At 63.8% G+C, this 13,722-nt stretch carries 11 protein-coding genes and 4 pseudogenes; 11 read left to right on the forward strand and 4 right to left on the reverse strand.

What is annotated here, in order from left to right:
• Positions 1–6 precede the first annotated feature (6 nt).
• Complete coding sequence (gene rpsF / locus A6W98_RS11470; RefSeq protein ID WP_042461617.1) at positions 7–360, reverse strand: 30S ribosomal protein S6; 354 nt, start codon at positions 358–360, stop codon at positions 7–9.
• Between the two features lie 295 nt (positions 361–655).
• On the opposite strand from rpsF, the gene A6W98_RS11475 reads away from it, so the two are divergent.
• The 8 genes and pseudogenes from A6W98_RS11475 to A6W98_RS22360 form a co-directional block, all read left to right on the forward strand.
• A complete protein-coding gene (locus A6W98_RS11475) occupies positions 656–1,240 on the forward strand; it encodes a YceI family protein (protein ID WP_042461619.1) in 585 nt (194 codons plus the stop codon).
• A gap of 77 nt (positions 1,241–1,317) precedes the next feature.
• Entirely contained in the window at positions 1,318–2,205 is an 888-nt protein-coding gene (locus tag A6W98_RS11480; protein ID WP_042461621.1) for a glycosyltransferase family 92 protein, read from the forward strand.
• A gap of 108 nt (positions 2,206–2,313) precedes the next feature.
• On the forward strand, positions 2,314–3,258 hold the full coding sequence (fabD, locus tag A6W98_RS11485; protein WP_042461623.1) for an ACP S-malonyltransferase: 945 nt from the start codon (positions 2,314–2,316) through the stop codon (positions 3,256–3,258).
• Positions 3,259–3,274: 16 nt separating this feature from the next.
• Positions 3,275–4,012 (forward strand): 3-oxoacyl-[acyl-carrier-protein] reductase, encoded by a 738-nt coding sequence (fabG, locus tag A6W98_RS11490; protein WP_042461625.1) that lies wholly within the window; start codon positions 3,275–3,277, stop codon positions 4,010–4,012.
• Between the two features lie 183 nt (positions 4,013–4,195).
• Positions 4,196–4,429 carry an acyl carrier protein gene (locus A6W98_RS11495; RefSeq protein WP_042461627.1) on the forward strand — a complete coding sequence of 78 codons (234 nt, stop codon included), beginning with the start codon at positions 4,196–4,198 and terminating at the stop codon, positions 4,427–4,429.
• Between the two features lie 267 nt (positions 4,430–4,696).
• Positions 4,697–4,790 (forward strand): annotated as a pseudogene (locus tag A6W98_RS21095) (transposase); the annotation flags it as partial.
• A gap of 69 nt (positions 4,791–4,859) precedes the next feature.
• Positions 4,860–5,814, forward strand: a pseudogene (locus A6W98_RS11505) (IS3 family transposase); the annotation flags it as partial.
• Positions 5,815–6,042: pseudogene (locus A6W98_RS22360) on the forward strand (IS110 family transposase); the annotation flags it as partial.
• A gap of 240 nt (positions 6,043–6,282) precedes the next feature.
• On the opposite strand, the gene A6W98_RS11510 reads toward A6W98_RS22360, so the two are convergent.
• From A6W98_RS11510 to A6W98_RS21970, 3 genes are all read right to left on the reverse strand, one after another.
• Positions 6,283–7,155, reverse strand: a complete 873-nt coding sequence (locus tag A6W98_RS11510) for a LysR family transcriptional regulator (RefSeq protein ID WP_042461629.1) — start codon at positions 7,153–7,155, stop codon at positions 6,283–6,285.
• Complete coding sequence (locus A6W98_RS11515; RefSeq protein ID WP_345769720.1) at positions 7,152–8,204, reverse strand: YeiH family protein; 1,053 nt, start codon at positions 8,202–8,204, stop codon at positions 7,152–7,154. Before A6W98_RS11515 ends, A6W98_RS11510 begins: the two co-directional genes overlap by 4 nt.
• Before the next feature lie 240 nt (positions 8,205–8,444).
• Positions 8,445–9,110, reverse strand: a complete 666-nt coding sequence (locus tag A6W98_RS21970) for a hypothetical protein (RefSeq protein WP_231098267.1) — start codon at positions 9,108–9,110, stop codon at positions 8,445–8,447.
• Between the two features lie 505 nt (positions 9,111–9,615).
• Between A6W98_RS21970 and A6W98_RS20370 the strand changes: the two genes are divergently transcribed.
• From A6W98_RS20370 to A6W98_RS21975, 3 genes and pseudogenes are all read left to right on the forward strand, one after another.
• The gene (locus A6W98_RS20370) at positions 9,616–12,630 is read left to right on the forward strand and encodes an autotransporter outer membrane beta-barrel domain-containing protein (RefSeq protein WP_081251908.1); all 3,015 of its coding nucleotides are present in this window, start codon (positions 9,616–9,618) and stop codon (positions 12,628–12,630) included.
• 309 nt (positions 12,631–12,939) lie between these two features.
• Positions 12,940–13,284 (forward strand): annotated as a pseudogene (locus A6W98_RS22365) (shikimate kinase); the annotation flags it as partial.
• 59 nt (positions 13,285–13,343) lie between these two features.
• Entirely contained in the window at positions 13,344–13,670 is a 327-nt protein-coding gene (locus A6W98_RS21975; RefSeq protein WP_231098268.1) for a hypothetical protein, read from the forward strand.
• Positions 13,671–13,722 lie beyond the last annotated feature (52 nt).

Below are 13,722 nucleotides of genomic sequence, written 5' to 3' on the forward strand. Positions count from 1 at the left end.
GATGGGTCAACGGCGATCGCGACGGTGGTCGCGTTCTTCGCGCTTTTGCATCTGCACCGAAGGGCCTTCTTCATGCGCATCGACCTTGATGGTCAGAACGCGCATCACGTCCTCGTGCAGCCGCATCAGGCGTTCCATTTCCTGAACGGCCGGCGCGGGCGCGTCGGTGCGCAGGTAGGCGTAATGGCCCTTGCGGTTCTTGTTGATCTTGTAGGACATCGTCTTGACGCCCCAGTACTCGCTGTCGACGACCTTGCCGCCATTATCCGCGAGGACGGTGGAGAAGTGTTCGACAAGGCCCTCGGCCTGCGCGTTGGACAGGTCCTGGCGCGCGATGAAGACATGCTCGTAAAGCGGCATGCATACTCCAGTTCTGTTGCGGGTGCGCTTCAAAGGGCGAGGTCTTGCGACACCTTCCGCCCGCCCACGAGAGGCCGCACCGGATACCATTCGGTCGGAAGGATCAGCGCCTTATACAGGGATTGCGATGCGATGCAAGGCGCGCGCACCGGGACGGGGCGGGCGGGTCTCCGCCGAGGCTCTGTTCGGTGCCGAACAGGACCTGTGATCCCCTTCGCAATTGCGCACAGGTCCGGCGCGGCCGACCTCTTGCGTTGTCCGACCCATCGCAGACCAAGATATAACGGAGTATCCGATGAACCTGATCCCAGCCGCTGCCACCGCCGCCCTCATGGCCGCAACCGCGTTGCCCGCCCTTGCCGAGCCGGTCGATTACAGCCTCGATCCCAGCCATAGCCAGGTGCTTTTCTCCTACGAGCATCTCGGCTTCTCGACCACCTGGAACCTGTTCTCGGGCTGGGAAGGCACGGTCTCCTTCGATGCCGAGGATCCGGCGGCCTCGCGGGTGTCGGTCTCGATCCCGACCGAGGCGCTGTTCACCGGCTGGGAAGACCGGTTCCAGCATTTCATGTCCGACGCCTTCTTCGACGCGGCCGAGAACGATCTGGTGACCTTCACCTCGACCGATATCGAGCTGACCGGCGAGGAAACCGCCAAGATCACCGGCGAGCTGACCCTGAACGGCATCACCAAACCGGTGGTTCTGGACGCGCGGCTGACCCAGCATGGCGAGCATCCGATGGAAAAGCGCGACTGGCTGGGCTTTTACGCCACGACCACGCTGAGCCGGTCCGAGTTCGACATGGGCGAATACGTGCCCGCCGTCAGCGACGAGGTCGAGGTTCAGATCTCGATCGAGGCGGGCAAGGTCGCAGACTGAGCCGAAGAGAAGGCGGGCGGCTGGCATCCCGGCCGCCCGGGCGCTAGTGTCGCGCCGTCCAGCCAGACGGAGCGACCATGCGCGGGCTTTTTAACCGGCCGATCACCAAGCTGTCCTTCGTGCCCCCCGCGCCCCGTCCGGGCCGAAGCGGGCTTGCCATCGTTCTGATCGTGAAGAACGAGGCGCGCCATATCGGCGAATGGGCGCGGTTCCACCGGGCCGCCGGGGCCGCCCATGTCTATGCCTATGACAATGGCTCGACCGACGGCACCGCGGCCGAACTGGCGGCGGCGCTCGGCGACAGGCTGACGCTGCTGCCCTGGGATCAGAAGCTTTTCGACGGCCGCTCGGGGCGCGAGATCCACAACCAGGTGCTGGCCTATGCCCATGCCCTTCGGAATTTCGGCGGCGCCCATCGCTGGATGGCCTGCATCGATGCCGATGAATTCCTGGTGCCGAAACAGGCCGAGAGCCTCGAGGCGGCGCTGGCCCATCTCGGCGATATCCCTTCGGTCACGCTGCCCTGGCACAATTTCGGCCGCAACGGCCATGACGCGCCGCCCGCGGGCGGGATCGTCGCCAATTACACCCGCCGCGCCGCCGACCCGCTGAGCGGCGCGCGCGGGGTGACCAATTTCAAGACCCTGGTCGACGCGACCCGGGTCACCGCGCTCAAGGTCCACAGCGTCTGGGTCGACGGGCAGGCCGTGACCTGGAACGACCGGGGCGAGCGGACCGACCACAAGGGCCGCGCCGATCCGGCCTTCTATTCGGCCGATCACCTGCAGCTGAACCACTATTACACCCGCTCGGAACAGGAGCTGGCCGCCAAGATCGCGCGCGGCTCGAACCAGTCGGTCGAGGCCCGCCGCCATGCCGACCGCATCCGGCGCAACGTGGCCAATATCGAGGCCAGCGAGGCCGAGGACTGCTCGGCGCCCGACTTCCTTGCCCGGAAGGGGTGATCGGCGCGGCCGATCGGCGCGCGGGCGGCGCTTTGATCCGGTGCGCTTGTGAAGTGGGGGCCAAGCCGTTAGATCGACGGCCAGACGAGACAGGGCAAGGGGCACTCGATGCGTGCATTCGTATTTCCGGGCCAGGGGGCCCAGACCATCGGCATGGGCAAGGCGCTGGCCGAGGCCTATCCGCAAGCCCGCGCGGTTTTCGAAGAGGTCGACGACGCGCTTGGCGAAAGCCTGTCGGAGCTGATCTGGCAGGGCGACCAGGCCGAGCTGACGCTGACCCGCAATGCGCAACCGGCGCTGATGGCGACCTCGATGGCGGCGATGGCGGCGCTGGGGGCCGAGGGCGTATCGGTGACGGCCGCGTCTTTCGTGGCCGGCCATTCGCTGGGCGAATATTCCGCGCTCTGCGCCGCGGGCGCGATCAGCCTGGCCGATACCGCGCGGCTGTTGCGGCTGCGCGGCGAGGCGATGCAGGCGGCGGTGCCGGTCGGCGAGGGCGCGATGGCGGCGCTTCTGGGGCTCGATCTGGCGGCGGTGCGCGAGGTCGCGGCCGAGGCGGCGGCGGGTCAGGTGGTGCAGGCCGCCAATGACAACGACCCGGCGCAGGTGGTGATTTCGGGCCATGCGGCGGCTGTCGAACGCGCGGTCGAGCTGGCCAAGACGCGGGGCGCCCGGCGCGCGGTGATGCTGCCGGTCTCGGCCCCCTTCCATTGCGCGCTGATGGCGCCGGCCGCCCGGGCGATGGCCGCGGCACTGGAAGAGGTCGAGATCGAGGTGCCGCTGGTGCCGGTCGTGGCCAATGTGCGGGCCTGTGGCGAGACCGACCCGGCGACGATCCGGACGCTGTTGGTCGATCAGGTGACCGGCGCCGTCCGCTGGCGCGAGTCGGTCGCCTGGATGGCGGGGCAGGGCGTCTCCGAGATCTGGGAGATCGGCGCGGGCAAGGCGCTGTCGGGCATGGTCAAGCGCATCGCGCGCGAGGTCGCGACCCGGCAGGTCGGCACGCCCGACGAGGTGACCGCGGCCGTCGACGGCATGAATGCGGCGGCATGAACGGAGGAATGAGCATATGTTCGATCTGAGCGGAAAGACCGCGCTGGTGACCGGCGCCTCGGGCGGCATCGGCGGCGCCATCGCGCGCGGGCTGCATGCGCAGGGCGCGACCGTCGGCCTGTCTGGCACCCGCGAGGCGCCGCTGGCCGAGCTGGCGGCAGAGCTGGGCGAGCGCGCCCATGTGCTGCCCTGCAACCTGTCGGACCCGGAGGCGGTCGAGGCGCTGCCGAAGGCCGCGACCGAGGCCATGGGCGGGCTCGACATCCTGGTGAACAATGCCGGGATCACCCGCGACATGCTGTTCATGCGGCTCAAGGACGAGGACTGGCAATCGGTTCTGGACGTCAACCTGACGGCGGCGATGCGGCTTTGCCGCGGCGCGATGCGCGGCATGATGAAGGCGCGCTGGGGCCGGATCGTCAACATTACCTCGGTCGTCGGCACTACCGGCAATCCGGGCCAGGCGAATTACTGCGCGGCCAAGGCCGGCCTCGTGGGCCTGTCGAAGTCGCTGGCCCATGAGCTGGCCTCGCGCGGGGTCACGGTGAACTGCGTGGCGCCCGGCTTCATCGCCACCGCGATGACCGACAAGCTGACCGACGACCAGAAGGGCGGTATCCTCGGCGCCGTGCCGATGGGACGCATGGGCACCCCCGAAGAGATTGCCGCCGCCGTGGTCTATCTGGCCAGTCCCGAGGCGGGCTATGTCACCGGGGCGACGGTCCATGTCAATGGCGGGATGGCGATGGTCTGACCCCGCCGCCGCCTGCGACGCGAAAGCGTTTGCGTCGTTTAAACGATGTGTTATAGGCGGCGCAGTTTTTGCCCGGGGGGAACCCCGCGCTTTGCATATCCCGCGCCGATGCGGGGAAAGTGGCCTCTCCTGGCCAACAGCATGAAGACGGGCTCGCTGCCTGAGCAACTGTGAGGAATGGAAATGAGCGACATCGCGGATCGCGTGAAAAAAATCGTCGTCGAGCATCTGGGCGTCGAGGAAGACAAGGTGACCGAGAACGCCTCGTTCATTGACGATCTGGGCGCGGATAGCCTTGATACCGTCGAGCTGGTCATGGCCTTCGAAGAGGAATTCGGGATCGAGATCCCCGACGATGCCGCCGAGACCATCCAGACCTTCGGCGACGCGGTGAAGTTCATTCAGGAAGCGGTCTGAGCGACGGCCATCCTGCTGGAATTGAAAGGCGGTGTCTCTCCGGAGGCGCCGCCTTTTCCTTTGCCGGTTCGGGTCATGCTGTCGAAACGCACCTGTCCGCCCGTTGCGGGGGTGGCGTCTGCGAGAAGGGGGCCGTCGACAGTTGATCTTGCTTCGCTTGAGTGGGCAACCCTGATAGGCTTTCGAGCCAAGAGATGAGTGTTGCATGGAGAGCAAGACGCCGCGTCATTTCCTTGGCGCGTTCAAGCGCGAGGCGGTGGGATCGGGCTGCCGCTTCGCCAAGCCGTCGGTCTGGTCGCGAGCCATCATCAAGATGGCCGGTTTTGACTGGCCCGTGCCGGACTACTCGACGCTGTGCCGATGACCTGGCCTGCCCCTGAAGAGTGGTCCTCCCTGAATTAGGCCTTCGAGCCAGATGGAGGACGACGGAATGGGACAGAAGAGGCATAAGCCGGAGGAGATCGTCGCGAAGCTTCGGCAGGTCGACGTGCTGGTATCGCGGGGCCGATCGGTAGCGGAGGCGGTTTGATCGGGGTGACGCAGTTCACCTGTTACCGGTGGTGCAAGGAACGAGCCATTTTCCGCCATCGGTCCAAGGACAATGGCAAGTGCGGCCTGAAGACTTACCCGGTGAAGCGTTTGAAGGACCTCGAGAAGGAGAACGAGCGGCTGCGGAAGGCTGTATCGGAGCTGACGCTCGAGAATCTGATCCTGCGAGAGGCGGCCTCGGTAAACGACCAGGACCCGGCCGCCGCCGAGCCTGTATCGATCACGTCCGGCAGACGTTCTCCGTCCCGGAGCGCGTCGCCTGTCGTGTGCTTGGGCAGCATCGCTCGACACGGCGGAAGGTGCCGCGGGGCCGCACCGACAAAGACGCGCTGAGCCCGGACATTATCGCGCTCGCCAGCCAGTATGGGCGCTACGGCTCCCGCCGGATTGCGGCTCTTCTTCGGGATGCAGGCCGGGCCGTGACCGTGAAGCGGGTGGAGCGGATCTGGCGACGGGAGGGGCTGAAGGTGCCACGGAAACACCCCGAAAAGGGCCGGCTCCGGCTGAATGACGGATCGTGCATCCGCCTGCGGCCGGAGCGGCCGAACCACGTTTGGTCCCATGACGTCGTCGAGAGCCGGACGCAGGATGGGAGGAGGTTCCGCATGCTCAATGTCATCGACGCGTTCACCCGGGAGGGCCTGGCCATCCGGATCGACCGCAAGCTGAACTCGACTGCCGTGATCGACGTCCTGACCGAACTGTTCGTCCTGAGGGCTGTGCCCGGTCATGTTCGCTCGGATAATGGGCCGGAGGTCATCGCCAGGGCCGTTCGGGACCGGATCAATGCCGTGGGAGCGAAGACCGCATTCATCGAGCCCGGCAGCCCTTGGGAGAAGATCACCAAGATGGGCGATCGGTACCTGCGCCAGCTTATCGTTGTCGGCATGACATCGCGTGTGCGGCAGGTCACCAATCATCCCGAGCGTGCCGATCCCTGGCTGACGAAGCTGTTGCAGAGAAAACCGGCCCGGCTCGCTACCGTCGCCATGGCGAACAAGACGGCACGGATCATGTGGGCGGTGCTGAGCAGGAACGAACCCTACCGCCCTCACACAGCCTGAGACATACCGAAACAGCGAGATAGCAAGACCGACGATGTGATGGTGTCCCCTTCAGCCGCAACGATCAGGACGCTCCGCCGAATGACCCGGGCGCAATTGCCCGCAAAGCAGATAGGAACCTGATCTGCGGATCCCATCAGGGAAAGCGGTGTGAGCGGGACTTTTCTGCCGCCGGGAAGATCGATGCCAAGGTCGTCTTTCGGATTGCGTGGCTAGGATCGTAAGTTGCCCCGCGCCGCCTCAGGCCAGCTCCAGAAACCTCTGCTCGGCCAATGACAGGTGCCGTTCCTTGTGGCGCAGCATGTGGAACCGGCGTGGGGGAAGGTCGAACGCCACCGGGACGAGCCGGCCTGCGTCGATCGCCGGCGCGACCACCAGGGTCGACAGGATCGCAGCGCCCGCGCCGGATTCGACCGCGACGCGCACGGCCTCGTTCGACGGCAGCTCGAAGGCCACCTCGACATCCTCGATGTGCAGACCGCGGCGCGCGAGCGCGGTTTCGCAGACCGCGCGGGTGCCCGATCCCGCCTCGCGCATCACCCATGGGCCGGCTTTCAGATCATCGGGGCCCGAGGGAGGCCGGTCCGCCCAGTCATGCCCGGGGGCCACCACCAAAGCCAGCCGGTCTCCGGACAGGCTTTGGATGGCGAGCGCCGTATCGTCAATCTCGCCCTCGACAATGCCCAGATCGACGGTGGCGGCATGGACCATCTGTGCCACGTCGCTGGTGTTGCCGACGGCGAGTTCCAGCACGATGCCGGGGTGCTCGCGGCGGAACCTCTGCATGCGCGGCGGCAGCCAGTAATTCGCGATCGTCTGGCTGGCGGCGAGGCGCAGCCTGCCGCGTTTCATCCCGGCGAGATCGCCGAGCAGCCGCGTCGCCTGCTCGGCGCGGGCCAGCACGGCGCGGGCCTCGTCCAGAAACAGCCTTCCGGCGTCGGTCAGCACGATGCGCCGCCCGACCCGATCGAACAGCTGCACGGCGTGGCGCTCCTCGAGCGCGGCGATCGCGGCGCTGGTCGCGCTTTGGGTCAGATTGAGAAATGCCGCCGCCTGCGTGACATGCTCACGCTCGGCGACGGCGATGAAAATGCGAAGTTGGTCGAGTGTCATGCGAGGAACAGGATCAAGGCGAGACTGAAAAGCGAGATGAAGACCCATGCGCCGGCTCCCAGCAGCGCGGGACGCAATCCTTCCGCCGCCAGCTTTCGCATATCGGTCTCCAGCCCCATCGCGGCCAAGGCGGTGGCCAGCAGGAATTGCGTGATGTCGGTGGTGACGTGGACCGTCGCGTCGGGCACCCATCCGGTGCTGGCCAGACCGACCATGGCAACGAAGCCCAATACGAACCACGGCACGGGCGGAACGGCACGATCGGCCTCGCCACCGTCGCGGCGCAGCCTACGCGATGCGAGAACGCCGAGGCCCAGCACCATCGGCGCCAGCATCATCACGCGGGTCAGCTTGGCGATCGTGCCGAACTCTCCGGCCTCCTGCCCGCGGGCATAGGCGGCGGCGACGACCTGCGCGATCTCATGGATCGAGGCCCCGGTCCAGAGGCCGAAGGTATGCGGCCCCATGTCCAGCAGGCCGCCGACCAGCGGCATCAGAACCATCGACAGCGAACCGAAGATCGTGACACAGGCCACCGCATAGGCGACGTCCTCGTCCCGGGCGCGGGTCACGGTATTGGTGGCGATCACGGCCGAGGCGCCGCAGATCGAACTGCCCGCCGCGATCAGCTGCGTCAGGCGCGCCTCCACCCGAAGCATACGTCCAAGCCAGGTGGTGAAGGCAAAGGTGGCCAGCAGCGTGGCAACGATGAGCGCGACGCCGACGCCGCCCACAGCGATGACCTGCTGCGCGGTCAGTTGCAGTCCCAACAGGATGATCCCTGCGCGCAGGACCCGCTTGACGCTGAAGGACGTGCCGGGTCTGGCAATGGCGGGCGTGCCGATCAGGTTGTGAAACGCCATGCCGATCAGGATGGCAAGGATGAGAGGGCTGAGCACGCCAATACCGGGAATGTGGCGCAGCCCGAACGCCAGCGCCGCTATCAGGGTCGCCAGCAGAAGGCCCGGCAGGACGCTGCCAGGTCCCGAATTCACCCATTGCCGGGAGGCGACTTGGGTCATGCCACGCAGAGTGTCGAAATGTGCCACCTGAAGGTCCTCGCAAATCCGTCTGAGGGGTCATTAGGCAGTGGTGAATGAATATAAAAACCGATTAGTCTTGTTGAAACAATCGAAATAAACGAACGAAAGATCAACGTTGGAGCTCTCTGGCTTTGTTGCATAATCGAAGGATCTTGCGTAGCTGAACGGTTTTCGAGGTAAGATATTGCGCTACTTGGCAAGCAAGAAGTCCTTCTTACAAGCCACTGCAGCCTCTGATTTCTTCGATTATGCAACAACGCCCTCCGGAACGGAAAATGAGTGATCGGAACAGAAGCGGCGCGATAAGCGACCGACGATGGGGAGGGCGTACAGCATCAGGCGGCGTCCCCGGCGTTTGAAGGGGCGGGATGTGTGCGCATAGGCCTGCTGTCGCGTGGATGGTGTCTTCGGGGCGTTGTAGCGGACACCAGCGCCGCACTGGATGTCAGCAAGTAGATGCTTGAGGTTCAGGCCGGGCGCGGAGACGGTGAGCGCGTCATGCAACTTCATTAGGTCGTGAACCCTTGGGACGGGGGCATCTCCAACCAGCGTGATCAGGCCCTTCATGAACTTCTCGGCCATCTGAAGCGATGCCCATCTCGCATGGCCCCAGTTCGGTGACTGACCGGTCATATTCGCAACGGCGGCAGCCCAGTCATCCTCGGCGGCGGCGAACATCGGATCCGCCTTACGGAAACGGTCGAATGCCTTGCGAACATCGAGGCCCACCACAAACAGCCCATAGACCTCGTTCAAGTCACCCTCCGAGAAATGCTGGAGGCGGGCCTCGGTGATACCGGTAAGCGAGGCGCAGGTGTAGAGTAGCACGCGAGCAACGCCGATCGTCCGCTTGCTGCCGATACTGTTGAAAAACTCGGTTGCGGGGCCGCAGAGCGCCAACCTATAGAACATAGTTCCGCCTTTTTGCGACCTCGCTTGGAAAGCAGACCTTTTCTTCCGCTTTGGAGAATAACGTTCCAAACTCAGACGGCCTCTCGGCCTCGGCCGGAGTTTTCAACACAATCTGCCGAGAGCCGACGTTGAGCGCCCCGGCCTCTGCTGCCTGTGAGTCACGAAAGCGGTCGTTCACTGCTGTTGCAGCGTGCCCTGGAGCCGCAAAGGTTCGGAGAGCGGGACCTTACCCGCCGTTCGCTGCGGGTGCATCGTGTGCGCCTGCGTTCGACGGCTAAGCGTAGGGATTGGACGCTGCGATCAGGCCGTTACGCCTCGCACCGACGATACACCTCGGCCCATAGCGGCCTGAACCGCATAAATTGTCAAATCTGCGCATGTCAGAAGACAACGATATCCCCCCCCCTTGTCCGATTGGCAACAATCTGTCTCTAGTGCGTCAAATTGACTGCCCAGAGCCTCTAGCAAGGCATTTTCACGAGTGAAGACAAGAGAGAGAACGTTGATGGCTGACGCGACGATAGGTTTGAGTGATCTGGCGGGGCGGTGTTTGGCGCGCAGACAAATCATCGCAGGCACGGCCCTGACCGGAGTGCTCGCCACCTTCGGATGGGGCGGCGCGGCTCTGGCGCAATCGGCCTATGACGTCGTGATCAGCGGCACAGAAACCGCGCCGATCGATATGGACACCCGCCATTCCGGTGGCGGCATCCTGCATCTGGAGCAGGGCGGTTCCCTTTCCGTGACCAGCAACACCCAAAACGCTATCAATACGAGCACCAGCAACGCCTGGGAGTTCCAGATTGACGGCACGCTCCGCGCAGACGGGACAGCGAGCGGCATCGCCTCGCATACGGATGACACGGTCAAAGTCGGATCAACCGGTATCCTCGAGTCGCTTAATGGTGGCGCGGCGATTTACAACGGTTGGTCAGGAATGACCGTTGAAAACTCCGGGCGCATTACGAGCGACAAGTTCAGCATCATGATCGCCAATGACACTCTGTCGCTGACCAACAATGCCGGAGCCACGATCGAAGGCACGGTACAGATGGCAACCGGGGGAACGAGCAGCACCATCGACAACTCGGGCGATATTTCTGGTCGGGATGGCCGGGCGGCTCTCCATCTTGAAGGGGGCACGACCATCTACAACCGCGCCGGGGCGAAGATGACCTCTGAATACAACGTGATTACCGCCGTGTCCGGTGTCGGGTATCTGGAAAACGATGGGTCGCTCACATCGACCAACACCACGTATAACGGGACTGCCGCAGCTGCATTCTATAAGTCCGGAACCGTTGCCAACTCTGCGACCGGGACCATGTCGGCCGACATCGGCGCGTGGATTGGTAATGGGGACGAGCTGTCGAGCACCAAGGGCACCCTGACCAACGACGGCACGATCACCGGCAAAGGCCATTATGGCGCGCTGTTTTACAATCTGATGGATGCCAACCTGACCAATACGGGGACGCTGCAGGGCGCCACTGATGGGGCGACTTTCTCCGGCATGACGAATGGCGAAATCACAAACTCCGGCACCATCACGGGGAACCGTGGGCTATATTTCATGAACTCCAGTTTTGCTCCGACGGGCCATGCGAGCATCACCAACTCCGGCACGATCAAGGGAACCGGCACTTACGCGCTCGAGAAAACCAGCGGCATCAGTTACGACCTGACGCTGGATACCGGCTCGAACCTTATTGGTCAGGTCCAGGCCGACAGCGGCGATACGCTGACGCTCAAGGGCACGGGCACCGAGGATGAAGACCTCAAAGGCTTCGGCTCGCTCACCATGGCGGGCAACGCCTGGACACTCTCCGGCAGCGTGCAGGCGGATGCGCTCACAGTGTCATCGGGGACCCTGACGCTGACGGGCACGGATCTTTCCTTTGGCAGTGTCGATCTCGCCGGTGCGTCGACGCTCATTGTCAATGGCAACTTCAACTCGTCGGGTGAGATGACCGTGGCCAGCGGCTCGCGGCTTGGCGGCTCCGGTACGTTCGGGGAAATCACCGTGCAGTCAGGTGGCATTCTCAGCCCGGGCAATTCCATTGGCACGCTCAATGTCACCGGCGATGTGATCTTCGATGCCGGGTCTGTCTATGAGATCGAGACCGATCCGACGGGAACCTCCAGTGACAAGACCATTGCCTCCGGGGACATCGTCATCAACGGCGGCGCCGTGCAACATATCGGCTTCGACGGAACCTATGATCCCTCCGCAACCTATCGGATCCTGGAAGGCGGCACCGGTTTGACCGGGGCCTTCGACAGCGTCACCTCCGACTATGCCTATCTTGATCCTTCGTTGGTCTATGATCGGGGCAATTACACGGTCGATCTGAAGCTTTTGCGCAACGACATCAGCTTCTCCGACAAGGTGGGCACGACCAACCAGCGTGCCGTCTCTGCCGTCAGTGAAGCGGCCGGGCATGGCAATGCGGTGTTCGACGCGGCGGCTTTCCTGCCGGACGATACGGCGGTGCTTGGCGCGGCCTTTGACAGCCTCTCCGGCGAGCTGCATGCCAGCCTGCAATCCAGCCTCGTGGAGAATACTGATCTGTTGCGCACCACGCTTGGCCAGCGTCTGCGGTCGATCGGCGCGAACGGTGCTCCGGAGGGCGAGGGATATACGTCCAGAGCCGCAACCGGCGCGGATATGGTACGGGCCGCAGATGCACCGGAGATTTGGGTAGAAGGCTTCGGGGCCTGGAATCGCAAGGATGGCAATGACAATGCCGCAGCCCTGCGCGAAAACACCGGCGGCTTCCTGGTTGGCGCGGATATGACAGTGTACGAAGCGACCCATCTTGGGGTGTTCGCGGGCTATGGCCGCACCGAGCTTCATGTGTCCGAGCGCGCCTCCAGCGCCACGGCCGACAGTTTCCACATCGGCGCCTATGGTTCGCGCTCCTTTGCCGCCGGGTCCGGTCTGCTGTCGCTGCGCGGCGGGGCCTCCTACAGCCTGAGCGATGTCGACAGCGACCGGACCGTCGCCGTGGGCGCGCTCACCGGCGCACAGACGGCGAATTACCATGCTGGAACGGCGCAGGTCTTCGGCGAGGCGGGCTGGAGCGTCGATCTTGGACTGGCCGAGATCGAACCTTTCGCGGGCCTGGCCTGGGTCGGGCTCAACACGGACAGTTTCACGGAGGATGGCGGCGCTGCGGCGCTGGCTGGCCAGTCGCAGGACATGTCGACGCTCTTCACCACCCTGGGCACGCGCGGATCGGCCCAGATCGAGATCGGCACATTGCCGCTCGAACTCACCGGTGCGCTTGGCTGGCGTCATGCTTATGGCGATGTGACGCCCTTGTCCACCGCAAGCTTTGACGGCGGGGCGGCGTTCACGGTCGAAGGGGCACCGGTCATCCGCGATGTCGCGCTTCTGGAGGCCGGGGCCTCGCTGTCGTTGAGCGATATGACGCAGCTGATCGTCGGCTATAAGGGGCAGATCGGGGATAATGTCCGAGAACATGCATTGACCCTGCGCCTTTCCGCCCGGTTCTGAGCTGCACAGACCGCAAAGCGCAGTAATCGTTCGCTTCCTGCGCTTTGCGGTCATTCATGCGGTTCGCAGCGAACTTCCGGTTTCCGACCAGACTTCCGAGATCCGGCCGACTCGGCCTCGAGGGGCGGTGGAGGTCCGCTTTGGAGAAGCTCGGTCGATGCCTCGGAAGGGGCCGAACGTCCGGTCTCCGCCCTTATGCCCCACACAGCCGCCCGGTCAGCGCCACCAGTTCGCGGTCCTCGGCGGCGGACTGCACAAGCCCGTAGCTCGCGGCGATGCAATCGCAGTAGCGGCAAGTAAGCTGTTCGCATGGATCGGAATATATTTCTCATCGGACCGGGTGGAATTGGAAAAACGTCATCCGGCCGCAACTTGGCCGAGCTTCTTGGCCGCGAGTTCATCGACTTGGATGAGAAGTTCATGTCAGGACCAGGTCACATTGGTCAGTACATAAGCGAGCATGGTTACGCCAAGTATGTTCGCGAAAACTCAAATTTGTTCTTTGAGCACATCAATCAAAGCGCAGAGCCGCTTGTCGCGGCTCTCTCTTCAGGTTTTCTGATTGCTGAGGTTGAAATCGAAACCGTCCAGAAAAATAGGTTCGCAGTGAAGAATGGGCATTCGGTTTTGCTTTTGCCTCACGCGGACCCAGACGAATGCGCCGACATTATTGTGTCTCGGCAAGTACAGCGCGGCCTCATGGCGCTCACGCCTTGCCGGTTTCCCGGCGCCAGCGCTCATGGGCATGGGCCGCGCGGGTCTCCATCTACGCCGAAGAGCACGCGGCCTTCGTCGCCGCGCCCGAACGTATCGGCTACGCCATCGAGGCGCTGGATGAATTCTGGCGCGATCTGCCCGTGTCTTCGGTCACCGGCGCGATGTGCCGCCGCTATGCGGCAAAGCTAAGTGCTCCAATATCCGAAGGCCGCAAGTTTGAAATGATCGGCATGACGCCAAGCAAAGTGAGGCTGACGAGAGACAGGGCGATGCCCTTCCCGACCGACGGAGCAAAAAGAGCCATATCAGAAGTCCAAAATTGAGTTGACGCTCCAAGAAATTGCACTCACATATATGTCAGTGCAATAAAAAGAT

Source organism: Rhodovulum sulfidophilum DSM 1374 (assembly GCF_001633165.1).
GTDB lineage: Bacteria > Pseudomonadota > Alphaproteobacteria > Rhodobacterales > Rhodobacteraceae > Rhodovulum > Rhodovulum sulfidophilum.

Excerpts from the sequence above, each read along its gene's own strand:
- rpsF (WP_042461617.1), bottom strand. The coding sequence starts at position 360 with ATGCCGCTTTACGAGCATGTCTTCATCGCGCGCCAGGACCTGTCCAAC.
- A6W98_RS11475 (WP_042461619.1), top strand. The coding sequence starts at position 656 with ATGAACCTGATCCCAGCCGCTGCCACCGCCGCCCTCATGGCCGCAACC.
- A6W98_RS11480 (WP_042461621.1), top strand. The coding sequence starts at position 1,318 with ATGCGCGGGCTTTTTAACCGGCCGATCACCAAGCTGTCCTTCGTGCCC.
- fabD (WP_042461623.1), top strand. The coding sequence starts at position 2,314 with ATGCGTGCATTCGTATTTCCGGGCCAGGGGGCCCAGACCATCGGCATG.
- fabG (WP_042461625.1), top strand. The coding sequence starts at position 3,275 with ATGTTCGATCTGAGCGGAAAGACCGCGCTGGTGACCGGCGCCTCGGGC.
- A6W98_RS11495 (WP_042461627.1), top strand. The coding sequence starts at position 4,196 with ATGAGCGACATCGCGGATCGCGTGAAAAAAATCGTCGTCGAGCATCTG.
- A6W98_RS11510 (WP_042461629.1), bottom strand. The coding sequence starts at position 7,155 with ATGACACTCGACCAACTTCGCATTTTCATCGCCGTCGCCGAGCGTGAG.
- A6W98_RS21970 (WP_231098267.1), bottom strand. The coding sequence starts at position 9,110 with ATGTTCTATAGGTTGGCGCTCTGCGGCCCCGCAACCGAGTTTTTCAAC.
- A6W98_RS20370 (WP_081251908.1), top strand. The coding sequence starts at position 9,616 with ATGGCTGACGCGACGATAGGTTTGAGTGATCTGGCGGGGCGGTGTTTG.